At 33.7% G+C, this 25,022-nt stretch carries 32 protein-coding genes; 11 read left to right on the top strand and 21 right to left on the bottom strand.

Going from position 1 to position 25,022, the window contains the following annotated elements; translation table 11 throughout:
* Positions 1 to 19: 19 nt before the first annotated feature.
* The 13 genes from ACXYMZ_RS00255 to ACXYMZ_RS00195 all read right to left on the bottom strand — a co-directional run bounded on the left by ACXYMZ_RS00255 (position 20) and on the right by ACXYMZ_RS00195 (position 8,346).
* Positions 20 to 1,147 carry an MBL fold metallo-hydrolase gene (locus ACXYMZ_RS00255; RefSeq protein ID WP_458946317.1) on the bottom strand — a complete coding sequence of 376 codons (1,128 nt, stop codon included), beginning with the start codon at positions 1,145 to 1,147 and terminating at the stop codon, positions 20 to 22.
* Between the two features lie 83 nt (positions 1,148 to 1,230).
* Positions 1,231 to 1,626: a DsrE/DsrF/DrsH-like family protein gene (locus ACXYMZ_RS00250; protein WP_458946315.1), complete on the bottom strand. Its 396-nt coding sequence runs from the start codon at positions 1,624 to 1,626 to the stop codon at positions 1,231 to 1,233.
* 12 nt (positions 1,627 to 1,638) lie between these two features.
* Positions 1,639 to 2,190, bottom strand: a complete 552-nt coding sequence (locus ACXYMZ_RS00245; protein WP_147669150.1) for a sulfurtransferase TusA family protein — start codon at positions 2,188 to 2,190, stop codon at positions 1,639 to 1,641.
* A gap of 341 nt (positions 2,191 to 2,531) precedes the next feature.
* The gene (locus ACXYMZ_RS00240; RefSeq protein ID WP_458946314.1) at positions 2,532 to 3,341 is read right to left on the bottom strand and encodes a cupin domain-containing protein; all 810 of its coding nucleotides are present in this window, start codon (positions 3,339 to 3,341) and stop codon (positions 2,532 to 2,534) included.
* Positions 3,342 to 3,541: 200 nt separating this feature from the next.
* Positions 3,542 to 4,237: an ABC transporter ATP-binding protein gene (locus ACXYMZ_RS00235; RefSeq protein WP_380772803.1), complete on the bottom strand. Its 696-nt coding sequence runs from the start codon at positions 4,235 to 4,237 to the stop codon at positions 3,542 to 3,544.
* Positions 4,237 to 5,358, bottom strand: a complete 1,122-nt coding sequence (locus ACXYMZ_RS00230; RefSeq protein WP_458946312.1) for an ABC transporter permease — start codon at positions 5,356 to 5,358, stop codon at positions 4,237 to 4,239. Before ACXYMZ_RS00230 ends, ACXYMZ_RS00235 begins: the two co-directional genes overlap by 1 nt.
* A gap of 133 nt (positions 5,359 to 5,491) precedes the next feature.
* Entirely contained in the window at positions 5,492 to 6,070 is a 579-nt protein-coding gene (locus ACXYMZ_RS00225) for a TetR/AcrR family transcriptional regulator (protein WP_458946310.1), read from the bottom strand.
* Between the two features lie 254 nt (positions 6,071 to 6,324).
* Positions 6,325 to 6,579, bottom strand: a complete 255-nt coding sequence (locus ACXYMZ_RS00220; RefSeq protein WP_144925623.1) for a spore coat protein — start codon at positions 6,577 to 6,579, stop codon at positions 6,325 to 6,327.
* A gap of 14 nt (positions 6,580 to 6,593) precedes the next feature.
* Positions 6,594 to 6,779 carry a hypothetical protein gene (locus tag ACXYMZ_RS00215; RefSeq protein WP_380772800.1) on the bottom strand — a complete coding sequence of 62 codons (186 nt, stop codon included), beginning with the start codon at positions 6,777 to 6,779 and terminating at the stop codon, positions 6,594 to 6,596.
* A gap of 191 nt (positions 6,780 to 6,970) precedes the next feature.
* Entirely contained in the window at positions 6,971 to 7,186 is a 216-nt protein-coding gene (locus tag ACXYMZ_RS00210; RefSeq protein WP_144925618.1) for a DUF7695 domain-containing protein, read from the bottom strand.
* Positions 7,187 to 7,291: 105 nt separating this feature from the next.
* Positions 7,292 to 7,714: a hypothetical protein gene (locus ACXYMZ_RS00205; RefSeq protein WP_458946307.1), complete on the bottom strand. Its 423-nt coding sequence runs from the start codon at positions 7,712 to 7,714 to the stop codon at positions 7,292 to 7,294.
* An 18-nt stretch (positions 7,715 to 7,732) separates the two neighbouring features.
* Complete coding sequence (locus ACXYMZ_RS00200; protein ID WP_458946306.1) at positions 7,733 to 8,038, bottom strand: hypothetical protein; 306 nt, start codon at positions 8,036 to 8,038, stop codon at positions 7,733 to 7,735.
* A 17-nt stretch (positions 8,039 to 8,055) separates the two neighbouring features.
* The gene (locus ACXYMZ_RS00195) at positions 8,056 to 8,346 is read right to left on the bottom strand and encodes a hypothetical protein (RefSeq protein ID WP_458946304.1); all 291 of its coding nucleotides are present in this window, start codon (positions 8,344 to 8,346) and stop codon (positions 8,056 to 8,058) included.
* Between the two features lie 121 nt (positions 8,347 to 8,467).
* Here ACXYMZ_RS00195 and ACXYMZ_RS00190 point away from each other — a divergent pair, with 121 nt between their 5' ends.
* Positions 8,468 to 8,830 carry a helix-turn-helix domain-containing protein gene (locus ACXYMZ_RS00190; protein ID WP_458946303.1) on the top strand — a complete coding sequence of 121 codons (363 nt, stop codon included), beginning with the start codon at positions 8,468 to 8,470 and terminating at the stop codon, positions 8,828 to 8,830.
* Positions 8,831 to 9,178: 348 nt separating this feature from the next.
* On the opposite strand, the gene ACXYMZ_RS00185 is transcribed toward ACXYMZ_RS00190, so the two are convergent.
* Positions 9,179 to 9,637, bottom strand: coding sequence for a hypothetical protein (locus tag ACXYMZ_RS00185; RefSeq protein ID WP_458946301.1), 459 nt, complete (start codon positions 9,635 to 9,637; stop codon positions 9,179 to 9,181).
* 347 nt (positions 9,638 to 9,984) lie between these two features.
* Between ACXYMZ_RS00185 and ACXYMZ_RS00180 the strand changes: the two genes are divergently transcribed.
* From ACXYMZ_RS00180 to ACXYMZ_RS00145, 8 genes are all read left to right on the top strand, one after another.
* Positions 9,985 to 10,458, top strand: a complete 474-nt coding sequence (locus ACXYMZ_RS00180) for a hypothetical protein (RefSeq protein WP_458946299.1) — start codon at positions 9,985 to 9,987, stop codon at positions 10,456 to 10,458.
* 53 nt (positions 10,459 to 10,511) lie between these two features.
* Complete coding sequence (locus tag ACXYMZ_RS00175) at positions 10,512 to 10,721, top strand: hypothetical protein (protein ID WP_458946297.1); 210 nt, start codon at positions 10,512 to 10,514, stop codon at positions 10,719 to 10,721.
* Between the two features lie 68 nt (positions 10,722 to 10,789).
* Positions 10,790 to 10,984: a hypothetical protein gene (locus ACXYMZ_RS00170; RefSeq protein WP_458946295.1), complete on the top strand. Its 195-nt coding sequence runs from the start codon at positions 10,790 to 10,792 to the stop codon at positions 10,982 to 10,984.
* A gap of 446 nt (positions 10,985 to 11,430) precedes the next feature.
* Entirely contained in the window at positions 11,431 to 11,604 is a 174-nt protein-coding gene (locus tag ACXYMZ_RS00165; RefSeq protein ID WP_458946293.1) for a hypothetical protein, read from the top strand.
* Positions 11,604 to 13,118 (top strand): recombinase family protein, encoded by a 1,515-nt coding sequence (locus ACXYMZ_RS00160; protein ID WP_458946291.1) that lies wholly within the window; start codon positions 11,604 to 11,606, stop codon positions 13,116 to 13,118. Before ACXYMZ_RS00165 ends, ACXYMZ_RS00160 begins: the two co-directional genes overlap by 1 nt.
* Positions 13,119 to 13,348: 230 nt before the next feature.
* Positions 13,349 to 14,530, top strand: coding sequence for a nucleotidyltransferase domain-containing protein (locus ACXYMZ_RS00155; protein ID WP_340716806.1), 1,182 nt, complete (start codon positions 13,349 to 13,351; stop codon positions 14,528 to 14,530).
* A gap of 16 nt (positions 14,531 to 14,546) precedes the next feature.
* Complete coding sequence (locus tag ACXYMZ_RS00150; RefSeq protein WP_458946289.1) at positions 14,547 to 15,233, top strand: hypothetical protein; 687 nt, start codon at positions 14,547 to 14,549, stop codon at positions 15,231 to 15,233.
* A 32-nt stretch (positions 15,234 to 15,265) separates the two neighbouring features.
* Positions 15,266 to 16,063 carry a hypothetical protein gene (locus tag ACXYMZ_RS00145; protein ID WP_458946287.1) on the top strand — a complete coding sequence of 266 codons (798 nt, stop codon included), beginning with the start codon at positions 15,266 to 15,268 and terminating at the stop codon, positions 16,061 to 16,063.
* A 141-nt stretch (positions 16,064 to 16,204) separates the two neighbouring features.
* Here ACXYMZ_RS00145 and ACXYMZ_RS00140 read toward each other — a convergent pair whose 3' ends face one another.
* From ACXYMZ_RS00140 to ACXYMZ_RS00120, 5 genes are all read right to left on the bottom strand, one after another.
* The gene (locus ACXYMZ_RS00140; RefSeq protein ID WP_340716809.1) at positions 16,205 to 16,528 is read right to left on the bottom strand and encodes a nucleotidyltransferase family protein; all 324 of its coding nucleotides are present in this window, start codon (positions 16,526 to 16,528) and stop codon (positions 16,205 to 16,207) included.
* A gap of 214 nt (positions 16,529 to 16,742) precedes the next feature.
* A complete protein-coding gene (locus ACXYMZ_RS00135) occupies positions 16,743 to 18,116 on the bottom strand; it encodes a sensor histidine kinase (protein ID WP_340716810.1) in 1,374 nt (457 codons plus the stop codon).
* Positions 18,113 to 18,811: a response regulator transcription factor gene (locus tag ACXYMZ_RS00130; protein WP_340716811.1), complete on the bottom strand. Its 699-nt coding sequence runs from the start codon at positions 18,809 to 18,811 to the stop codon at positions 18,113 to 18,115. Before ACXYMZ_RS00130 ends, ACXYMZ_RS00135 begins: the two co-directional genes overlap by 4 nt.
* A gap of 24 nt (positions 18,812 to 18,835) precedes the next feature.
* Entirely contained in the window at positions 18,836 to 19,786 is a 951-nt protein-coding gene (locus ACXYMZ_RS00125) for an ABC transporter permease (protein WP_458946284.1), read from the bottom strand.
* Positions 19,787 to 20,707, bottom strand: coding sequence for an ABC transporter ATP-binding protein (locus tag ACXYMZ_RS00120; protein WP_458946282.1), 921 nt, complete (start codon positions 20,705 to 20,707; stop codon positions 19,787 to 19,789).
* A gap of 475 nt (positions 20,708 to 21,182) precedes the next feature.
* Between ACXYMZ_RS00120 and ACXYMZ_RS00115 the strand changes: the two genes are divergently transcribed.
* On the top strand, positions 21,183 to 22,937 hold the full coding sequence (locus ACXYMZ_RS00115) for a recombinase family protein (protein ID WP_458946281.1): 1,755 nt from the start codon (positions 21,183 to 21,185) through the stop codon (positions 22,935 to 22,937).
* On the opposite strand, the gene rlmH is transcribed toward ACXYMZ_RS00115, so the two are convergent.
* The gene (gene rlmH, locus ACXYMZ_RS00110) at positions 22,833 to 23,312 is read right to left on the bottom strand and encodes a 23S rRNA (pseudouridine(1915)-N(3))-methyltransferase RlmH (protein WP_458946279.1); all 480 of its coding nucleotides are present in this window, start codon (positions 23,310 to 23,312) and stop codon (positions 22,833 to 22,835) included. The two genes, ACXYMZ_RS00115 and rlmH, sit on opposite strands and share 105 nt — an antisense overlap.
* A 119-nt stretch (positions 23,313 to 23,431) precedes the next feature.
* On the opposite strand from rlmH, the gene ACXYMZ_RS00105 reads away from it, so the two are divergent.
* The gene (locus tag ACXYMZ_RS00105; RefSeq protein WP_458946897.1) at positions 23,432 to 23,608 is read left to right on the top strand and encodes a Spo0E family sporulation regulatory protein-aspartic acid phosphatase; all 177 of its coding nucleotides are present in this window, start codon (positions 23,432 to 23,434) and stop codon (positions 23,606 to 23,608) included.
* A 188-nt stretch (positions 23,609 to 23,796) separates the two neighbouring features.
* Here the strand turns inward: ACXYMZ_RS00105 and ACXYMZ_RS00100 are convergent, their stop codons facing one another.
* On the bottom strand, positions 23,797 to 25,020 hold the full coding sequence (locus ACXYMZ_RS00100) for a hemolysin family protein (RefSeq protein WP_458946277.1): 1,224 nt from the start codon (positions 25,018 to 25,020) through the stop codon (positions 23,797 to 23,799).
* Positions 25,021 to 25,022 lie beyond the last annotated feature (2 nt).

The raw sequence follows: 25,022 nt of genomic DNA, 5'->3' as shown, positions 1-25,022 counted from the left end.
TTTTATTTCTATTGATTAATTAGCGAACTGCACAACGATTTGGACCAATTTCCATTTCTATTTGTTCGTCATTGTCAGGTGTAATTTTACCCATGTTTACCTGACGAATTTGTTCATACGCATTTGGCTGTGGTGGTAGGTTATCTGTAACAGTACGACGGAATTCCGCTTCATCCTCGATGTTTAAGCCATGATTATCTTTGAACAAATCACCTAATCTTCTAGCCACTGTACCATCTTCATTTAACTCATCAATAATCATGAAATGTGCAGGTAGCACCACTAGGTATTCAGCTAGTTCACGATAACGGGAATATAGTGTTTCTCGTAAGTCACCTACCCAATCTTCCGCAAGTCCTGCTAAATCGGGACGACCAATGGAGTCGATAAATAAAATATCACCTGTTAGCAAGAACTGATTGTCGATAACAAATGAAGTAGAACCTATGGTATGACCCGGTGAATAAAGTGCATTTACATCAATTTGAGATGCACCAATTTTTACATTTAATCCTTCTGTAAGAGGCGTGTAATCAAACACTACCTCTGTCGCATCTTTTGGTGGTAGGTAGTAAGTTGCTCCTGTATTTGTTGCAATTTGACGTCCACCTGAAATATGATCTGCGTGTAGGTGTGTATCAAATACGTGCTTGATTTCTACTCCTTTTTCTTTCGCAAAGTTTGTGAATACGTCCGTGAAACGCACTGCATCAATAATAGCTGCTTCGCCTTCAGAAATTACCATATAAGATAAACAACCTTTTCCTAAACGAACAAATTGGTATAGCTCCCCACCATTTTCTAAATCGGAAACTTTAATTGGTTCTAGATAACTACTCCAAGATTTCATTCCACCTTCAAGATATGCAACTTCACGACCAGCTTCAGAAAGCATTTCTGCTACCATAACGGAAGATCCTTCCTTAGCACATACTACTAATACTTCCTTATCTGTTGGAAGTTTAGGCAAAATCTCTTCTACACCATCTAATAATTCGAAGTAAGGGATATTTAAATACTCGAATTTATGTCCTTCAATTTTCCAATCCTCAAATGCATCATGATTACGAACATCTAAAATAAATAATTCTTCGTTATCAATTACTTTTCGAGCAACATCTGCTGCAGTCCATTTATTTACCGTCATTTTCAAATTACCCCCCTAGGTATATTTTTAATTATTTTTTAGCAGTGGAGAAGTTCCCCACTGCATGAAGTTTAATAATCTAATTAAAAAGTTAATGTTGGTGCTGCATCTTTTGCATATTCTAAGAATGTTACTGCTCCACCAACTTCTATACCATCAACGAAATCTTCTTTCGTAAGTCCCATAACATCCATTGTCATTTGACATGCAATAAATTTAACACCTAGTTCCTGTGCCATCTCAACTAATTGTGGGATAGTAGGAACATTTGCTTTTTCAAACCCTTCGGCAAAATGTTCCTTCCCTGCTGGCATTTCTAAAGCGTGCATTGCTTGTTTATGAATTAAGTTTAGTCCTTCAAAAGTGAAGAAGATTTGTACCTCTTTTTCTGAAGCTGCTGCTGCTGTTGCGATATTGAATACTTTGTATGCATCAAACATTCCACCGTTTGCTGCGATAATAGCTACTTTTTCTGACATAATAAATTCCTCCTAGATTTCTTTTGTTATTTTTCCGTTCCACTCATTCATACCCGGTAGAACGTTATAAACTTTTTTATAACCATTGTTTGCTAATAGTTGTGCTGCCAAATCAGAACGTTTCCCTGTACGGCAGATTACATAGATTTCTTCTTCTTTATCCAATTCTCCAAGGCGTGATTCTAATTCACCCATCGGAATGGACTTTGCACCTTGAATATGACCAAATGCATATTCTGCTGCTTCACGCACATCTAAAATTAAACCGTCACCTGATTCAATTTCATCAAGTGAAACAGTGTGTTCAAATGTTTTTTCCACTTCTGGTTCATTAGAGCCTTTGCGAATGTAATGATAAAGAACATCGCCTTCTTCCAATGTTCCTAGATATTGGTGTCCAACAGTACTTGCCCATGCTGCTAAATCAGCTTTAGATCCTTTGTCTGTAGCTTGAACTTCCAATACTTGACCATCTTCAAGATCCGTAATTGCTTTTTTTGTTTTCACAATTGGCATTGGACAAGCTAAGCCTTTTGCATCTAATTGGTGATTTGCTTGAATCATACATTTACCCCCCACGGTATTATTTTTAACAAAAAAATTTACGATTCTGCATTTATTATACCTGTATGGGTATAATGTTTAGCAATAAATTAGTCGTTATGGATAACGACGTTTGCAGAATACCTTTTATAAATTTCCATTGATTTAGCTTGTTGAAAATCAATTACAAGACCAATAATATACCCCCTAGGGTAAAATGTCAACCTTGTTATCTAAATTTTTATAGATGCCTATTGAAAAGTACTTAATTTAAATTATTATCCATTTTGATTTTTCTTTAAAACAAAATCAAAAAGGAGTTTCATCAAAAATGATAAACTCCCTTTTACAATAAGAAAGCATTACATATTTTTACTTTGCTGAAGAAGTTTTGATTCACCTGTACGTTCCCATTCTTCTACAGTCTCATATGCTCTTTCAGGAGAATAGCCTTTTCCGACGAGAACTCCCATGAGAATAAACTCTTGAAGGATATGTGTAGCATTTATTCCTCTCTTAACGTCTTCTAATCCTTCTTTCACTAAAAACTCTGTGTACTTTACCCATTCATCTGGAGTTCTACCGAAATAAGTTGGATTGGCCGAATTACCGGTTTCTTCCGCAGCTATTGCATCTGCTTTCGTTTGGTGAATCGTTCCAAATGGATGTTCTGGAGGTGCATAAATGGTATATAACTTTAAGGGCTTATTTCCAGTGTTTGTTAAATTATGCCACTTACCAGCAGGAACCATGATAGCATAATCTTCAGAAACCCTTCTTTCATAGTTCAAATTATTTTCGGTGTCACCCATTTGAACAAGTCCCTGACCTTCTTCAATACGTAGAAATTGATCAACATTTGGATGAACTTCTAAACCAATGCTCTCCCCAACAGCAATACTCATTAATACGACTTGCAAATGATTTCCAGTCCATATTGCCGTGCGAAAGGTACGATTCCTTTCCGCAGCTTCCTCAATATTTATTACAAATGGCTGTTTCCCTTGATCTCTAAACACCATATTTTCTGCTCTTTCCTCTACTTGCATTGGTTGATAAAAACTCCCTGTATTTGTTGCTTGTGGGTAACTCCAATATATAGGCTGTTGACGAATCTGGTGCATTGGAACATTTACATAGTAATTCGGATACATATAAGGTGAATAATACATTTTCTCACTCCTCCATTATTGTCATATGTATCCTATGTATCATGCACAATAAATGTACTTTTGTATAATTCGAAAGGAGTCTTGTACGGAACTTGATTGTCTGATACTTTTGTTACATTCACCTAATATTGATAAAGAAAAGTCCGTAATTAAATAGAGCCAGTCCCCCACCATCGTAAGTGAGATACTGACTCTTTTGTTTACTGAACCGCACTTTGCTCTTCAGATAATGTTAAATTTCCATCTACCATTTTATAAACTTTATCGCAATATTTTAATAAACGTTCATCGTGGGTAACCATGATTGCCGCTTTATTTCTTGATTTCAATCCGCTTTTCATTAGTTCAACAATTTCAAAGGCTCGTTGTGTATCAAGACTCGCTGTTGGTTCGTCAGCAAGAATGATATTCGGATCATTTATTAATGCACGAGCGATTGCGGTTCGTTGTCTTTCTCCTCCTGATAACTGATCAGGGTATTTTTTTAATTTTTCTCCTAAACCAACTTCTTCTAACAATTCTTTAGCTAATTGTTTATCTTCATTTGTAATAGAGCCTTTCATTTTCTTTACAACTAACAATTGATCAAGAACTGTCAAGTATGGAACAAGGTTTGAGGTTTGTAAAATGAAACCAATTTGTTCTAATCTTAATTTCGAAAGTTCCTTCGGCTTCAAATCGGAAAGTTGTGTCCCATTTATTATGACGTTCCCTTCAGACGGTTGAAGAAGAGCGCCAGCAATGGAGAGAAATGTACTTTTTCCCGAACCTGAAGGACCTATTACTGCAACGAATTCGCCGGGTTTAACCGAGATGGAAACATTGCTTAAAGCAGTAAAAGTTCTGTCTCCTTCTTTATAGTGCTTAGATACATTTTCAAAGTGAATTCCTTTCATTACTCAACCCTCCCAATTGCCTGAAGTGGATCTATCTTCGTTATTTTTCGAACGGAAAAAAGGGAACTTAAAACAGATACCACAAGTAGTATGATTGCATAAATGATGACAAGTATAGGATCAAGTGTAAAAGGCATTGCCTCTGGTAAAATCGCTGCAGTTCCATAAGTTAAAAGAATTCCTAACCCAATGCTTATAACCGCTAACATGAATACTTGGGAAACAACAGCTCGTCCGAGGAAGGCGTTACTTGCGCCAATTGCTTTCATAATTCCAAATTGATTCGACTTCTGCAACGTTATCACATAGAAGAAAACAGTAATAACAAATGCAGAAATTGCTAGGAGAAAGCCAAGCATCATCATAATCGTTCCATTTTCAGCTGTATATCCCGGAATTCCATTAATCGCTTCTTGTTTCGTTGCTGTCTCAATTCCTTCAACCGATTGATTGATATCCTCCGGTACAATATTCTCCCCTTGAAGCATAATTGCATTGACTGGGTTAGTAACACCCATATCTGAACCTGTTGCTGCAAAATGAATCTTACGCCAATAATCCATTGTCATAAATACAGCAGGCAAATGATTAAATGATTCATTTTCAACAAAACCAACAACTTTAATAACTTCATCAGAACCTTCAATTTCAAGAGTGTCGCCGATTTTTATACCTTGGTTCTTTAACACATCATTAACAATAACTTCAAGGTCTTTTCCTTCTGCTAATGGATTTCCCTCAATGACTTCTGGTTCTAAAAATGTTCCCGGATTAACACCAAGAAGGGAAACATCGATTTTTTCATCATTAGTTGTTGCATTTTCTTTAAGAACCACCGCAGTGCGGGAACCCATTGGAGCTGCATCCTTAACGTATTCCTGTTTTTTGAGTTCTTCAGATAAATCTTCAGATATGACTGATCTTAACATAGAATGGCGAGACCCATCTTCAAAGACAACATAATCCGCATCCATGTTTTTGAATGTTGCCGCACTAAGGGAAGAAAGTCCATTTCCTAACCCCGATAATATAAAAACAAGCCAAGAAATTAATACGAGAATCATACCGATCATAACAAAACGTAATTTTGCATGTTTTAATTCTCTTAAAGCTAAAAACATCATTTCACCTCATTGTTCAGATTACTTGAATAATACTAAATGTAAATCGGATCCGACGGTTACAGAAGTGTAACTTTATATAAAAAAAGACACTTACGTAACAAGTTCATTATGAATCAAAGTTACACAAGTGTCAACTTCTTTCGACAAACATTCCATGGCGAAGAAATTGTATCATTAAGTTTTTCCATTCCTGTTCTGGTAATTTAGAGTAATTAGGAATATTTACTGTTTGAAAAATAAATCCTAATATTAGGTGATTAGGAAATTCAAGTTTTAATAGTTTTTCACTTTTTCCTAATTGGATAAAATTGTTTAAATATGTATACATTTTTCCATGTTGATACTCTAACTGTTCCAAGGTTTCATTTACTTTTGGATGATCAGATTTTGGTATTTGGAAGACCATAGAAAGTATTTGATGGATTTTACTATATTTAAAAATAACTCCTAGTAAATAGTCTAGTTGATCTTCAAAGTGTGGATATTTTTTTATTTTTTCAAGTTCCTGCATGAATCGCTCCATTTCAAATTCCATATATTCCGTAATCAATTCATCTTTATTATCAAAGTATTTATACAAAGCTGCTCTACTTATATCCAATTTCTTAGCCAGTAGACCAAAATGAAATCCCGCATAGCCATGTTGCAATAATAGATGATTGGTTGCCTTATACAAATCATCTTTTGTAAATTTTCCTTCACGTGCCATCATGTCACCCCATCTTCATTATAAGCTAAATATAAATATTTTTCGAATAAAATACGGAATGACATATATAAAATTATCCATAAATAAAGGCACAGCTAGTATGAATAATAAATTACTTCATCTTGTAAATTCAATAGTACGTTATCATTTCTTCACTTATAAACTTTGATATGCAATAAAAAATAAGCAGTCCAATTGAACTGCTTATTTTTTATTACTACCTATAAGGAAGCTTGGCTTCTAAAAAAATAATATTATTGTTCTTGTGTTAATTGTGATTTAAGTTGTTGGACTACTTCCTCTGAAGCAGGTGCGGCTGGTTGATAATATCCCTTTTGCAGTGCATAACTGTACAATGTTCTTTGACGAGATTCATCCTGATTTCTTAGTTGTATTAATGCTTGACGTAATTCAGAATTATTCGACTGGGTAATCATATGGGCATATCCTGTTAAGCTTGCATTTAACCCAGCTAAATAATCGCTCACAATTTCTTTATCTTGAAACATATTTTTCATTCCTCCTAACCTAAAAATGTCATTAGATGTTGTTGGGCTTGTTTTGCAGCTTGGGCATCTCTTTGTAAAATAATTTTTAATTCGGCGTCCTGACAATTTTGTGCATATGTTTCTAACTTTTTTGTAACCAATCCATGTCCACCAATTAAATGGCGCAAATTTTCCACTTCAAGTTCTGTTAAATTGTTCATAACAAAACCTCCTATGTTAATTTCAATTCTATGTTCCCCAGTTCCATAAAAAGCATACGGTTTAATGGTGTGTGCTATAATTAATCACTAAAAAGAGGAATTGATTGCTCTAAGTTCCAATAAGATAGTTTAATTATATTGACACTCTAAGGTTGGTACGAAATGTATAAGGGATATCCTAAAGTCTATCCTCAATCTTCTTCATAAACCGAATAACTAAAATCGATGAAGTCCTCTAATCTTGCACTATCAGGCTGATTTGTCCCCCAACCATACCGCTGGTAATCGTTGCCTCCATCCAAAAATATAGCCCCACATTTACATCGTTTAAAATCATGAATATGTACAGATTCGATAATATCGTCGCACTTTTTACAACGAACCTTGTTCACTAATACTCTTCTCATTAGATTCCATTCCTTTCTAACTACTATGTGCGCGCGTTCAACTAGACTTGTAATTAACAATAAATATCATAAAAAGAAGTTCCCCTTTCGGAAACTTCTTAATAATTAATACTTTACAAAGTATTTGCTATTATGATCAAGCTTTTTTATCCATCTTTTGTACCTGTCTATATTTGATAAAGTTAAATTAAAACGTTGGGCAGTATTACGAGTTCGGATCTCATCCCAATTTCTTGTTATACATTCGAAAACTTCATCCATTCGAATCCTTTTACGATTATTTGTAGAAGCAACATAGTAACACGCAAAGAGGAATGTCAAATCCGCTAAGGGCATTGTTTCTCTTCTTATTTCCACCATGATACTTTGGGGTACTATATAATATCCATATTGTTTAATCAACGTAGCCGGAACTTCTTTACCATCATCAATCATGTAACGAATAATGTATTCACCACGATTAATGCTTATTTCTCTATCTTCAAATAAAGCTTTTGGTATTTCTGTTATACTTGTGCTTTTAACCATTACTGTCTTGATATCCCCTTAGTCTAATTTAATAGTTATACGATTTGCCTTATTATAAATTGATTCAGCTCTTCTCATAGATTCCTGCTTTTCCTTTTCAATCAGTTCCAACTCAACATCATATGCTACACCTTTATTTTCTAATGTAACTCCAAATGATTGACTGATATAACCTTTTGCACCTAAGAGAGCCATGATTTCATTAGTTAGTTCAGGCGTAAATCCTTCATGGGCTTCATCTGTCATAGTTTTTTCATCGCTAGTTTTTACAGCTGCTACAATTTCTATAACCAATTTTCCTTTGAATAGATTCATTGATGACATAATTCGCAACAACTCCTTTATCTTTTAGGTATTAATAATGTATCAACAAAAAATGAAAGTGCATCTTTAAATGCCACACGGTAGGTCAACTTACTTTGCTGGAATACCTGTTGAAAAATATTTGATTTAAGATCTTCAATAAGATTATTCTTTGCCTCTTCATCAAAATCCTTAATGCTTGACGATAGCTTCTGTTCCAAATCCTTATAAATCCCTTCCATAAACATCTCATATTCTTCACTGGTAATAATGTTTTCTAAACGACTTTCTATTAGTTGATTAACCAATCTAGGGAAACCGTCAATCATCTAAAATCACTCCTTATTCACCATATGGATATATTTATATTACGAATATATAATGATATCTATTGATTGTAAAACTAGAAAATTATACGATTAAGGAAATAGAATGAGAAGGGAAATTAAAATGGACGATTTACAGGCTGGTAAGTTGATACGTAGGTTAAGAAGAGAAAGTAAATTAACAATGGTTGATTTTGCAAAACAAATTGGTCTTTCTCAACCTTCTTTATCACGAATAGAAAGCGGCAATCAAGAAATCACCTTCTCCTTATTAGAAAAAATATGTAAGGCACTTAATATATCGATGGGTGATTTTCTGTATGCACTTGAAGGGGAAAGCAAACTACAAAATATCGAATTAAGTGAAGAAGATGATACAAATACTGAAGAAGAACTTGATGCTAAATTAAATAAAATGATTTCGTCGTTATCTCTTGAACAGAAGAAAGGGCTATATACGCTGTTGCTTCCATATGCTAAAGACTAGAGGGAACATATCTTTGTATAAGTTGTTATAAATGATTTACACTTTTATTTAGTCTATTGGATTTATCTGGTTGCTTAATCGTGGTATGGTGACATATAATAAATATGTCTATTAATACTACTAGATTGATTAACGCTACGATGAATATTTCTGGTGTTAGTGCAATTTGTAGGTCTAGAAAACGGAGGTGTCATAAAAGACATTTCCGTTTTCTTTATTCAATTATAAATTCCATTTACTTTTATCTGTACTGGATTACTCCAATTCATTTCGTCTTCAATTTGGCCATTATACTTTCTTCTACCTATTGCAGTTCCTACATCTACGTGGCACGACTTAGGTTAAAGTTTATTCATAGTCCTTTTCCTGACCATCAGCCATCCTTTGCAGGAATTCTTCCCACTTGTCATCTTCCAAGTAGAAAAAGTCCAAATAAGAAGATTTTACTACTTCCCCAAATGGTCCTTTTTCTATCAACTCTCTTTGGCCATATCCTTCATTTTGCGATGAATATATATGTTGCAAGTTTGATATTAACTGATTAAATCGCACATCAGTTTGCTGCTCCCAGATTCTGTGTAAGAGTGACATAATTCTATTTATTCGTTCCTTCTCCCGCATTTTTCCACCTTCATTTTCCTCGGAGTTTATTACCTCAACTGTACCATCGTAATGTTCTCTAACCCATCCCTTTTCAGTCCTATATGCAATAGCAGTCTTATGTACTTTCGCATCAATCCTTGCACGTTCACCAGTCATCTTGGCCCAGTCATCCACCCAGCCGAATTTCCTCTTACTATCTGTCATAAAATCACTTTATCCTTTCCTATTTAGCACTTCTCCTTCTTTCACCAAAAGACGCTACTATTTCGATTATGTCTTAGCACCTATTCATATCTAACCATTTCTAAGGGAATTAATTACCTTTTATCACGTATTAGCAATAGATTCAAACGGCTATATCAAGTTGGGCAAATTTTTATGCCCTTGAAATGGCGATTTATGACTAGCATCTGACCTGTTATGACTACGAATCGACCTGTTGCAGAAAAGGTATATAAATTTTTCAAGGTAATCGTTATAATAGCGTTAACAAGTAAAGAAAAGGCCAATAAAGTGCAATGGAGAAATTCATTTATTTAAGAGGGACACAATTGGGGGCATTCTACATTCTCGGTATTGTAAATAAATTCGAAGCAAAATTTACTAACCCACTTAATCAAGTCCATTGGGAACAATACATAAATGAGCGAATCGATCTAGAGCAGTATACTACAACTCTGACTGACTTTACTGCAAAGGGTGAATTAAAAGAAAGAGTCTTTAAAGAAAATATCGAGAGCTTTTATAAAAAGCTTGTCGAGATTACTAAAGACGATAAAATAGCCACTTACTTCGAGGACTCTAAAACAGACATAGACAATTATCAAAGTAGGCATACAGTGATGACCTTTCAGTATCCTGATACACAGATAACCATATCGGCTGAAATTGCCATACTATTCATTGAAGGAAAAGTATTTGTTGAAGAATTTAGCTTTGAACCGAAGATAATTAATTGGTTATTCCGTCATATTGATATTTCAAATCCACTTGCAGGCTGTGTTATGAGTGATGTGCTTAGTTAATAGGTTTAAATAACTAAAAGCATTATAAGACTAATCAAATTAGGGTGAACTACATGGATTTCTTTAAACTTGCTTATATCATAAATGCAATGGCAATCAGCCTTAATGCTGCAGCAACATATACAGTCATAGTAAATCTTTTCTTTAACCAGCCTATCTATCCCGGTCTGATTGTTAGTCTAGTCATAGGATATGGAGTAATGATTAAATATAACTTTTTATTCCATGAAACATGGGATAAATGGTTTAGAAATAATAAATGAACGATAACATAAATCATTTCCCACGTGGTAATTCCCACCGGATTGTAAAAGCAAATGGAGGAAATTATATGAAAAGTCACGTTGTTATTGGTTTTGACGCTAGAGATCATATTGTAATCGGTAAGGTATTTGAAGATTTAAGTGCAGCAAATGAATATCATCATTATTTAAATACCGAGATGATTGGAAAAGTCATAGGAACAAAGAATCGTCAATTGGATTATGCAGATCTATTTGAGATGGATTACGTTCCTATAAAATAACAACCGAAGATTAATAGTTGAAGCAATAAAATAACTCCCTACACCCTATATTCCGAGTAATGGATTACTTGTAACGAGACAATACTTTTTTACAAGCGTTAATGTCATCTTGTATTAATACTACAAGATGACATTAACGCTACGATGAATATTTCTGGTGTTAGTACAATTTGAGGTCTAGAAAACGGAAGTGTCCATAAAGGCACTTCCGTTTTCTTTTTTCAATTATAAATTCCATTTTATTAACTTATTCTTTATTACTCCATTTAATTTTACCCTCCGCTTAACCATTCTACTTCCTTCCATCTGTTAGAGTATTACGAATATATAAACTTTATTTTCACCCCTTCAAACTCTTAAAATCTTAAAATTCGAAGGTATCATGTTTTCAACCAAATAGGTTGCCGGCAAAAATTTGGATTTTACTTTAAGAAGGAAGATTCAAAATGAAAAATAAAGACTTACTTGATTATAACTCTTACTACGAATCTATATTATCTACCGAAGATGACGAGGGGAAACTGAATGCTTCTGATTTTATTGATTACTTTTCTGAACTTATTATTAAGCATTCTGCCACTTTGGAAAAGAAATTCTTACGTAAAGGGGACTCCAAATAATGAGAAAAAGAAATAATAGAAAGAAAAATAAGCTAACTAGAAGACTAAGAGCCTACGCTTATGCAAGAAGAAGTCCGAATCCTGACATGGATAGTACATCAATTGAGAAACAAATTGAAGAAATAGAGAAATACTGTTTACAAAATGATATTGAATTAGTAGATATATTCGTCGATGATCTTAAATCTGGTAAATCATTTGAAGGTAGAGATAACTTTAAAGAAATGTACAACAGTATATTAAGATCAGACGATATAGATTACATTATAGTTTTAAAACAAGACCGAATTTCTCGTGATCCTCTAGATACACTTTATATTTTAAAGCGACTTAATTCTCGTGATAAACATCTTATTTCTATTACTGACAATGTTAATACCGAAGACCCTAGTGCGAAAATTCTTGTTCATATTTTGTCATTAGTTGCGGAACTTGAAAGAGAATTTATTAATTTAAGAACTAGCTCTGGAATGGAAAAACGTGCAGAAGAAGGACGTTTTTTAGGTGGACAAGTTTATGGATACAAATTGATTAATAAAGAGTTAGAAATTATACCCGAAGAGGCAAAGGTTGTGAAATATATTTTTGAAAAATACACAGAAAATATGTGGGGATATAAGAAAATTGCATCCAATCTAAATCTACAGGGTATCAAAACAAAAAAGGGAAATTACTGGACAACCACTGCTATTAAGACAATATTAGAAAACAAAATTTATATCGGAATGACTAAATGGAAAGGGAATTATCATAAAGGCGTTCATACACCAATCATAGAACCCTCCCTCTGGGAAGAGACTCAAGGAATGTTGAAAGCAAGAAGCTATAAACAAAAGAAAGTTCATCCGGGTTTATATCCATTATCTGGATTAATAAAATGTCCTGAATGTGGCTCAGTAATGGTACAAGGGAATAGTAGTCAGAAATATAAATACTATCAATGTAGCAAAAATAAAAACAGCGGTAGAGTTGCTTGTTCCTCCAACCTTGTTAAGAAGGAACATGCTGAAGAAAAAGTTCTAGATGAAGTATTTCAATATCTAGACAGTTTCAATCTAACACCTGCAATTGAAAATGCTACAAACGATAGCTTAGCATTTGAACTACAACCTTTAGAGAGAGAAGCCCGATACCTCAATAACAAAATCAAACGCATTAAGGAAGATATGTCTAATGTAATTGACCTAATGAACGATGAAAGGTATTCCATCGACAAAGAACTATTAATGGATAAGCTTATGCTCCACCAAGAAAACTTAAATGAAAAAAATAACGATCTAAAAGAATTAAATAAACAAATAGAATTCAAAAATAGCAGAACTTCCCGTGAACTTATTAATTACTGTACTCAAAATTTTGAAGAATTCTATTTTGCAATTCCTGATGAAGAAAGAAAGTTATTCTTACACCGTATCATCAAAGAGGTTCATGTCACTAAAGGGGAAAAACCTAAAGACCGTACAATAAAGAATGTTGTTTTCAAATTTAATAACGAGGATATATTTATGGAATAGGAGAAAGGGGACCATCCTTTCTCCTTTTTGCCCTTTCAATATAGAAGTATTTGCAAATTTAGGAAATGGTGATATGCTCCTTAAAAAATCCTCTAAAGGTATAGGTTATTCTTTTTAATAGATTATTAATAACACCATATATTGTGGGAACAAATATTCTATGTTACTATATTTAGTATGATGGTTGGTAACATAAACCAATTGATAAACAATACGAAAGGGGATTTGTAATGCCTGAAAAAATATATAAAAAAGGTGTTTTAGAAGAAATGATTGATCAACTAGATTTACCTGATTATGTTGTTGAAAAAACAATTCAAAGATATAAGTCGTTGGGAGAATGGCTTAATAGAGAAAATAGTTCTTTCAAAGATGTAGATATAAACATATTTCCTCAAGGCTCTTTTGCATTAGGTACTACTATAAAACCTATTATCGAACAAGAAGAATATGATTTAGACATGGGTTGTAAAGTCATTATCCCAAACTTTAAGTCTTTATTTACACAGGAACAATTAAAAGAAATGGTTGGTACTGAACTAGAAAGTTATCGTGTAGCAAAGGGTATCAAGCAGGAACTAGAAAAGAAGCACCGCTGTTGGAGATTAGAGTATATGGATGAGGTTAAATTTCATTTAGATATAGTTCCATGTATACCATTAAATATTGATAAGCAATCGGTCTACAAAAAACAATTGGAAGATACTTTTAATTATGAAGAATCCTTAAACAAATCTGTGGTCGACGCTGCTATAAACATAACTGATGATCAACTTGAAAATTATTCCATTATCTCGCAAGACTGGAATATTAGTAATCCAGAAGGATATTTGAAATGGTTTGAGAGTCGCATGACAATGGGCGACTTCGGAATATACAATCGTTCTTCCATAACGCCTGTTCCAATTTATGGCAGAAAAACCATTCTTCAAAGATGTATTCAATTGTTAAAGAGACATCGCGATAATATGTTTGGAGAAAATGATAGTAAGCCGATTTCTATCATTATAACAACTTTGGCAGCTAGAGCCTATAATGGAGAATTGAATTTAGAAGAAGCATTGATGAATCTATTGGAAAATATGCCAACATATATTAACCCTAGTACTCCCAGAGTTCCCAATCCTGTGAACCCCAATGAAGATTTTACAGACAGGTGGGATACGTCAGAAGGAAAGAAATTAGATTTAGAAGGAAATTTCAAAAACTGGTTATTACAAGCGAAAGTTGATTTTAACAACTTATTAAAAACGGAAAGTTATGAAACAGCTAGCTTAATCTTAAATAATAAATTCTCTTTGAATATAGATAACAACTTTTTAAATAAGACATACAATCTTAAAAGTAACAAACAGAGAAATGTCACTAGCCTACCAATAAATCCACCGAAGCCTTGGGGTGATGCATATTAATATTAAAGAATTAGAAATGTTTTTAGAAAGTAACCCCCAAATGTCTTTGGCTCCTTCAAACAACGAAGAGTACGTTGTTAAAGGGATCTTGTCTCTAGATATAACGGATGAATCCTATGGAAATATAAAGGACGAGTTTTTAATAAAGATTGTCATCCCTAAAATTTTCCCAAATGAGATTCCGACTGTCTACGAAATCGGAGAGAGATTTCCCAAAACGTTGGATTATCATGCGTATCCCGATTCATCTCTATGTTTAGGATCGCCAATGAGCTTGAAGAAACGTATTAAGGACAACCCTACTTTAGATGGCTTTATTCATTCATGTGTGGTTCCATACTTCTATGCAATTTCACTTAGACTTCAAGGTGAGGAAAACTTTGTATTTGGTGAGTTATACCACGGTATAGATGGTATTATTCAGGATTATGTGGAAGTTTTTGAACTTAAATATATTGATCAGGTAATTAACTTATTAGATATATTAAGTCAAAAACCAAATAGAGGTAATAAAAAGAAGTGTCCGTGTGGTTGTGAACGCATTGTAACAAAATGTTCTTTCCATAAAAAAATACTTGAATATAGAAATGTGATGACTCGGAAGGAATTTTCTATTGATAAAGATATTATTTCTCTTTATTACGATAAATGGAAAGAAAATCAAATGCAGAAACGTATGCGAAAATTAATCCCTTATGCATAATGACAAAATATTATTTAGGGGTGATATCGGTAGTGAATAAGGTCTTATTTCAATGTTTATTAATCTTGTTACCAGTAATAGTAAGTATCTTTTACCCACTTCAAGAGATTGCCTACGGTATTCTCTCCCTGATAGGTATGGATGCAACAAATTTTGATGAAATGATAAAAAGCATTATTAATAGTGAACGAGTAATTTCTATTATTGGCGGGTTTATTTTATCTATAATTATTTATATTTGGAGAACAAAAGCAAATAATGACAAATTATTCAACTCTGGAAACAAGTATAATGAGTATCCAATATGGGTATATTGGTTAGCCAGCAAAATTCTTGGCTATGGGAAGGTTAGTCTAGTAAGAGTACCTATGTATCTACAGTATAAATTACTTTTGAAGGATATTTTCCCTGAAGTGATTGTTGATAGTGATGTAGAAGTAAAAGCTCAATCCATTAATGTCATCGAAAAGAATATGGATTATCCATCAAATGAGTTGAATTTGATACTGGTTGATACCTATGAAATTACTGATAGCCAAATTCCAACAAACAAGGCTCATCTTCCTACTATTTTTATTAAAAGTGGTAATGAGATTGATAGCAATCGCTCTCTAAATCCCGAATATATAAAAGAGATAAGAAAAAGAACCAATGTCTATCACAAGAGTTATAAGAAATTAAATGTATTTTGCACCACGAATACTAATCATAATCAATTAATCATAAATAAATGTTTTAAAAACGGTAGTAGAACAGGGTTTGAAAATATCATTGTGTATCAAGCCTCTCGAAGCAACTATTTGTTTAATAGGGGATATAAAGTGTTGTGATATTAAGAAGACCCTTGAGTAAATAGAAAAGCAGGGTACTTACTTTATAATTGGATAAGTACCCTGATCCGTTATCTGATTAACAAAGCAATTATAATAATGATTCGAATACCCAGAAAATTACTCCTGACGAATAGACTGCTAATTATAATCCCACTGGTTGTCCTCGGTTACATATGTAATGGTTGCTAGAATATTTGACTTTAAAGAAGGTTTAATATCATTTAATATGACTAACTCAATCGGCTTCTGAAAAAGATCCTCAAGGCTAATTTTTAAATCCATGTAATTATCAAAAGATAAATCCGCGTCGTTAAACTCTACGATCACATCAATATCGCTAGATTCTTTTTGTTCATCACGGCTATACGAGCCGAATAAACCAATTAGCTTTACACCATAATCTTCTTTCCATGTATTTAGGTTTTTTGATAATTCAGCAAGGATTACCTGTTTCGATAACATATCACCAGCACCATTTCCTACGTAAGTTATTTCCTTTCATTATTTTATCTCTCGTAGAAGAAAGTCCATTACCGTAATTGCACTAACCACTCATTAGTTTAATAAGACATTTATAAAACAATTGCGCCCCGATTATGGGGTATTTTTTCTGTTGAATGGAATCGTTGTGTACTGCCCAGTAAATGACTTGGTTAGCTAGTTGTGAGACTTCAAGTTAATTTAATGGGATGGTAAGTGTAAAAAGACTCCCTTTTCCTTTTTGACTTTCGACATTAATAGAACCTTGATGAACTTTAATAATATAATTTACGATGGAAAGACCTAATCCTGATCCACTGCTTTGTTTTTTAGTTCTTGACTTTTCACCTCGAAAAAAGGGATTAAAAATGTTTGGTATATCTTCCTCATCAATTCCTTGACCATCATCTCTCACTTTTACAATTAGGTGTTTATTTGTTTGTGCTACTTCAATAAATATTTCATTGCTTCCATATTGAATTGAATTGTCAACTAGGTTAGTCATTACCTGCCTTATCCTTTTAGGATCAAGTTTCATCTGAATAGGGGGAGCTTTGATAACATATTCAAGCTTCGTCTCATTACGAATCAAATCAAATTTCACTTTATCCAACATCTCTTCAAAGTAATGATTTACATTCACAACTTCTTTATGAATTGGAAGTTCCTCTATTTCCATTTTCGAGTATTCGAACAGGTCTTCAATTAAGTTATCTAAGTGATTTGATTTATCATAAATAACTCTCAGATACCTTTCACGCATTTCTTGATCCCTTGCTACTCCATCTAGTAAACCTTCAACATATCCCTTTATTGAAGATAAAGGTGTTCGTAAGTCATGAGAGATACTGGCTATTAACACATTTCGTGATACTTCATATTGTTTTTGTTTCGCATAGGATTTTTTTAGGTGTTCTCTCATCAAGTTGAATCCCTGAATAAACCGGCCTATCTCATCATCCCTTTTATATGTTATGGGATAATCAAGATTTCCCACCCTCATTTCCTCTGTAGCTTGATAAATATGTCTTATCGGACCGAGTACCGTCCTTGTTATATACCATATCCACCCAACAATTAGTAACATTAAAGTAATTAGACCAATTCCTAGACTAATAAAAATGAGCCGTAAGACATCTCGAAAAACACTAAAGGGTTTGCTTTTAAATGAATTGGCTTCAATATCAATTCGCCATAATTCACCCAAAGGAGTATGGACATCTATTGTAAAATTACCAATGTCAATTAGATGATTCTGACTCTTATCTCTAGGTCGAAATTGTTTTGAGTCAAATAGTAATTCATTACTTTGTTCGTAAATAGATAAGTTAATATCGTAATAATCTAATAAAGGAACAAGATTTGTGTAAAAAAGTTGTTTATCGGATATATTATCTTCATTATCCCTAATATTCTTTTTTACATCTTTGAATAAAGCATTCAACTGGTCATCCTCTTGAGAATCAAAATTTTCGGCTCCTATCAAAAATGAAGCAATTGTGGCAAGGATAGGAATGATTATTATTGATAAAAAGGCGAGAATCAGCCTATTTTTCAGACTTGATTTCATAATTCATCATTCAATCGATAACCTACACCCCAAACGGTTTGAACATATTTTGGTCTGGAGGAGTCGGCTTCTATTTTTTCTCTAATTTTTCGAATATACACCGTAACTGTATTTACATCACCAATATGATTGTATCCCCATATTTGCTCATACAGCTGTTCTTTTGTATAGACTTGTCCCTTATTAGATACCAAAAAATATAGCAACTGGAATTCCTTCGCCGTTAAATCAACTTTCCTTTTTTTTACATATACATCATACCTATTTTTATCTAACCTTAGATCGCCATATGAAACGATTCCCTTATCATGTTTTTGATCAGAGAAATGTTTATAACGCCTAATATGGGCTTTAATCCTCGCCACTAATTCCCCCGGACTAAACGGTTTTGTTATATAATCATCAGCGCCAATACCTAGATTAATGATTTTATCCGTATCCCTCTGTTTAGCGCTCATCATTAGAATTGGAATAGTTGATTCTTGTCTGATCCTACGACATACTTCTGTTCCATCTATATTAGGTAACATAATATCAAGAACAACCAAAATTGGCTGTTCCTGATGAAATAATTGCATTCCTTCCTCACCATCTTCTGCGAGAATTACTTGATATCCTTCCACTGTAAGATAATCTCTTACTAATTCTCCAAGTTCTGTTTCATCTTCTACAACTAAAATTTTATCTGGCTTCATAATAATCCACCTTTACCACCGTTATTATGTCGTAACATCTCTCTTTTCAAAAGTAATCCAAGAAACGCCAATAAATATAACAAAATAAATAATAAGCATACTTATGGAAAAAGCCATTGTCATTCCTTCTACTATAGGAATTCCATTCGTATATTGCTGTAAATTAGTATTTGCAAATAAGACATACTTCACCCATTCATAATTACTTAACAGTTGCACGAGTTGTGGACCAGTAAACATTAAAAATATAGAGATACCAATAGCTAACGAGCTACTCCGGAACACAGTAGATATCATAAATGCAAAGGTAAGCATCATGAAAAGATCGATACTATTAAATCCATATAGACTTATAATGTAAGTTATCATATTCTGCTCAACAACCTGATTATTTTGATATATTAAATTAGACTGTTCTATCCCACTAAATCCGAACAACAAACTACCAAAAATAAAGGATAAACCAAACAATAGTGTAATCAATAATAATGCAAATAAAATGGTAGTGATATATTTTGAAAGTAATATTTTTGAACGACTAACTGGTCGAATGAGCAGTAACTTTATGGTCCCCCACGAAAACTCACTTGCCACAATACCTGCAGCAACTACAATAGAAAATAATCCGACAAAACCTGTAAAATTTGTTACATCAATCATGAAGCCCCACAAAGATTGAGAATTGATAGGTGGATCATCATTTTCAAGTCTATAATTATTGATAGCTAATTGTTGTTTTACATAATTACTCCCTATACCCAACTGTTCAGTGTCTTTCATCGTATTCTCTAACTGCATATTTTCAGCTTTCAGTTGCTCTTTCCAATCTGTTTGTTCATTTGAATCTAAAACAAATTTCGTAAAAAGCCCTACACCAATTATTGCCAATATAATTAACCCTATCATCACCCAAGTACCAGTACGTTTATATAATTTCATATTTTCGTTTCTAATCAATTGAATTAACGATACCATCTATTTTTCCTCCGTAATTTCTAAGAATTTATCTTCCAGCGTAGCTTGAGTAGAGATTATTCCATACACCATGAAATCATTTTCCACCAGTGCTTTGTTACATTGAGGAATCTGTTCTGGTTTCAATCTTATCTTAATAAAATCATCTACTATTTCTATATCTGTCTTTTCATATAAGGATTGTAAAAAATGAAAGGCTTCATCCAAAGGTTTCACCTGAAATTGAATGGTTGCTTCTTTAGAAACATCAACCATTTCTCCTATCGTTTCCACGCGAATCAACTTCCCATTTTGAATAATCCCAATTCGATCACACATTAATTGCATCTCTGCTAGCAAATGACTGGATACAAAAACAGCCATGTTCTCCTCATGTGCAACTTTTCGTATATATGTTCTAACTTCACGGATACCAGCAGGGTCGAGACCGTTTGTTGGTTCATCTAGAATTAACAATGAAGGCGAATGGAGCAATGCTTGAGCAAGTCCCAACCTTTGCCGCATCCCTAATGAATATCTGCCTACTTTTTTTTTTATACTTTTTTCAAGACCAACAAGTTTAACGACTTCATTTATTCTTTCTTTTGTTATCTTTTGGGGAACCATTCTGGCATAATGAACTAGATTATCATAGCCAGACATAAACTTATACATCTCTGGATTTTCTATAATTCCTCCTACATTCGAAATAGCTTTTTCGTAATTTTTCTTAATACTAATCCCATTGATAAGAATTTCACCTTCTGTAATCCCAATTAATCCAGCCATCATTCGTATGGTTGTTGTTTTCCCAGCACCATTAGGACCTAAGAAACCAAAAACTTCCCCTTTGAAGACTCTTAGAGATATGTCATCTATAATAGTAATTTTTCCAATTTGTTTTTTAACATTGATCAATTCAACAACTGCTTGATTTTCCAATTTTAATACCTCCAGTTTTATCTTTTATCTATTCATTATTATTACACTGGGACTTTATCATACACTTATTAAGTTCTTAAAAAAGTATTAAGATTTATCTACTATATGAATTTCTCCACTCAAGCCAAAAAGGATAAAATATAGGACACAAAAAAGCTGCATTCCTTCTCAGAAAAGCAGTATATTGTAAGTTCAAGTTCAATTGGTACGCAGTATATCATCTACTACGTAATAAAGGATAACTCCGCAATCTCACATGATTCATGAGCGAATATTAATCTGAATTTTAAACTAACCCCTATTAGCATTAAGAACACTATTTCACAAGTTATAAATCTTCCTCAAAGTAATGATAATGTCCTGAATTTAATTTCCGTAATACTACTTACCACACAAATACAATCTGATAAATACTAAACTCCTTTTTCCTCTAATATTATTTTCATAGTATTATAATGATAAAAGGAGGACAACTATGACAACAGAAATAAGAAGAGTAGCCATCTACGCCCGCGTAAGTACAGAAGAACAAGCAAAAGAAGGTTTCAGTATAGCTGCTCAACTTCAAACACTCCGGCAATATGCTCAAATCTATAACTGGGAAGTGATTGATGAATATGTCGATGAAGGAATTAGCGGTAAATCCGTAAAAGGACGGCCGGAAATGAAAAGACTAATAAAAGATGTAGAAAATGAGAGATTTGATGCGGTATTAGTTTGGAAAATTTCTCGACTTTCTAGAAATATGCTAGAAACACTTATGATGCTAGATAAATTTGAAAAATACAACGTCAAATTTATATCCTACTCAGAAAACTTTGATACCAGTAGTCCTATAGGTCGCTTAGTACTTCAAATTATGGCTTCAATAGCTGAAATGGAGCGAAATACATTAGCGGAAAATGTTAAGCTTGGAATGAAACAGAGGGCTTTGGAAGGGAGATGGAACGGCGGAGTTGTATTTGGATATGACACTGTTAAGAAGGAACTAGTTATCAATGAAAAAGAAGCTGAAGTAGTACAGTTAATCTATCATATGTATGCAAATGGTAAGGGCCTTAGAGCAATTTCCAACCATTTAAATAAAGCAGGATATAGGACGAAACGGAATCGGTATTTCTCTATTAATGGTGTAGCACAAATCCTAGACAATGTAATATATAACGGTAAAATCAGTTGGCTAAAATTTGAAAATTGGGATTCTAAACGAAGAAAAGGGAAAAATCCAAATCCCATTCTTGTAGAAGGAAAACATGAACCTATTATTTCAGACGAACTTTGGAGCGTTGTACGAGCAAGGAGAAAAAGTAAATCATTTAAGCAGCGTCAATCAAACGAACCCTTTTTACTTAGTGGCCTTTTACGCTGTCCTGATTGTGGTCAAGGAATGGTTCCATCGATTACAACACATACTCGAAAGGATGGGACGAAACGGAAACATCGTTATTACGTCTGTAGCGATTTTCATAATAAAGGATCAGCTGCTTGTAAAGCTAATTCTATTAAGGCTTATGAAGCAGAAGATACGGTTATCAAGAAAATTGAACATTTTAGTTCTAATAAGAAGAGATTATATAAGACGCTCACAGACATAAGTTCAAGTTCTGCTCATTCGATAAGTCAGCTTAACAAAGAACTAGAAAAGATTGACATACGATTAAAAGAAATTGAACAATTACAGGCAAAGTATATGGATGCCTTTGAGAAAAATACTCTTCCTGTCGATATTCTGCAAGAAAGATTGCAAAAGGTATCCATTGAGAAAAGGGAGTTAGAACAGAAGAAAAATGAGATTATAATACAATTAGGTTCTATCGATTCTAAAGTGATTCAACCAGAGTTGATCGAAAAGCTACTAAAAAAATTCCTGTCAGTTTATAGGAAGACTTCTAGAGAAAATCAAAAACAATTACTTCAGTTGTTAATTGATAATATCGCAATCAAGCAAATAGATAAATCTAGAACTATAAAAGCCATAGAACTTGAATTTGATTTTACTGAAATGAATATATCCAAAACCTTTATACTTATCCATTTGTTATATCGTGAAACGGATAATGAAAACACATTTTCAATACCCGCTTCCGATAAAGAATTACCACCTTATCTACAACAATTTTTGCCTCTATTTGTGGTACGGTTCATTCCTATTAATCCGATAAGCCCGATAAACTTGCTCCACCAAAACCAACCTCATCAACTGATGGGGAAATGTCATCTTAGAAAATGACAAAGCAAAATCACTGCGCTTCTGTACTTCGTCGCTAATCCCAATCGATCCACCAATCACAAAAGCGATTTTACTCTTTCCATATGTCGCAAGCTCATCCATTTTTGCTGCGAGCTGCTCCGAGGTCAGCATTTTTCCTTCAATCTCTAATGTGATGACATACGTATCGGCAGTAATATTGCTTAAAATCCTCTCGCCTTCTTTTTTCTTCACGTTCAGCATTTCTGCTTCGCTCATATTTTCTGGGGCCTTTTCATCTGCTACTTCAATGATTTGCACATTTGCATAGGTAGAGAGTCTTTTTAAATACTCCTGAATCCCTTGTTTAAGGTACTTTTCCTTTAATTTTCCGACCGTTATAATCGTTATTTTCATGTAATCTTCCTTTATGAGCTTTTTTTGATAGTTTACCATAGATAATTTAAGAGTTTGCGTTTATATTTTTAAAAAAGGGATAATATATATGTACTATAGAGAGAAAGTGGTGAACTTGTCTGGATCAGAGAAACGAGTTAGAGATCCAAATTGAGCAGCTGCGTAAGAAAATGTACGAAGCATACGAAAGTCGTGCAGACTACGATATAATAGTAGAAATTTCTACGAAGCTTGATCATTTGCTCAATAAATTAGATAAGCAAAAAAAGACTGAGATGGGTAGGCTTTATGAATAGATAAACTCCCAATCGTTTATTCTGAGCACTCTAGTCATTGGCTATCCAAATGTTTTTTATACGTTTGCATCTTGAGTTTGCAGAAAGATGTAAAGATAATAGTTGATACAAGCTTACCGTCTACCTATCTTAGTTTAAAAAAAGAGGCCTCCGTTTATTATTAGCGTTGGCCTCTTCTTAATGCTTCTCTATTTTATAATTTTTACTCGTCTGATCGAGTGGTCTTTAACCGTTAATACTTTAAAGGTTAGGTCTTCTCTTTCTAAAACGTCGCCTGCTTGAGGAAAGCCTTTAAATTCGCTTAAGAGATACCCTGCAAGCACATCTTCTTCTTCAGGAATATCTGTGTGGAATACGGTGTTCAAGTGGTGTAAAGTTATTTTCCCGTCACATATTACTTTCGTTGGGGTTAGTTGTTCAATTAACACTTCATCAGCTAAATCCATCTCGTCTTGAATCTCTAAGCCTATCATTCCTTCAATGATATCCTCATGCGTAATAATTCCTTCTGTACCACCATACTCGTCTAAGACGATAGCTAGATGTCGGCCATGTTTTGTCATTTTACGAAATATCGGTTCAATCGGCTGGAATTCATAAACGATCATCGGGTCATTATCCATGAATTCTTTGATACTTTTCTCTGGATTGACGGACCAGGAGAGTAAATACTTTGTATGAATGATACCGACGATGGAGTCAATATCTTCATCATAAATTGGAAAGCGAGTATAGCGATTTTCAATGGCAAAATTACGTACTTCTTCGTACGTCGCCGTTACTGGTAAAGCGACAATATCGATTCGTGGTGTTTTCATGACGTCTTTCACATTCAAATGTTGGAAGTCTAGCACACCTTTAATTCGATAGGACTCGTCAGCTTTAAATGTACCTTCTAAACCAGCGAGGTCAACGAGTGTACGCAGCTCATCCTTCGATACGGAAATGTCATCTTCATTTTCTTTATTAAATCGTTTGGTTATAAAATCGGATAAATAATTTAATAGCCAAAGAATTGGTTTAAATACTTTTATAATCACCCCAATGATTGGAGCTACAATATAGGATATCTCTGTTGGAATCGTTCTTGCGATTGCTTTTGGGATAATCTCCGCGAAAATAATCACGCCAATAATGGTTATGCCCACAGCTAATGCAACATTAAAATTTGTCTCGAGCGCCCAAAGTACAACGACAGCAACTAATGTGAGGTCAACGATATTATTCCCAACGACTGATGTTGTATATAAATCATTGGAGTTATCTGAAAGCGTTAAAAGCTTCTCTGCCTTCTTGTCACCGTTTTTAGCATTTGTTTGCAATGTGACACGGTTTAAGGATGTAAGCGCTGTCTCACTCCCAGAAAAGAAAAATGAGAGACAGAATAACAATAGGATGATCAAAATGATCACAA

The sequence above is a fragment of the Oceanobacillus sp. CAU 1775 genome, from assembly GCF_054482815.1.
This window is presented reverse-complemented; position numbering and strand designations above follow the sequence as displayed.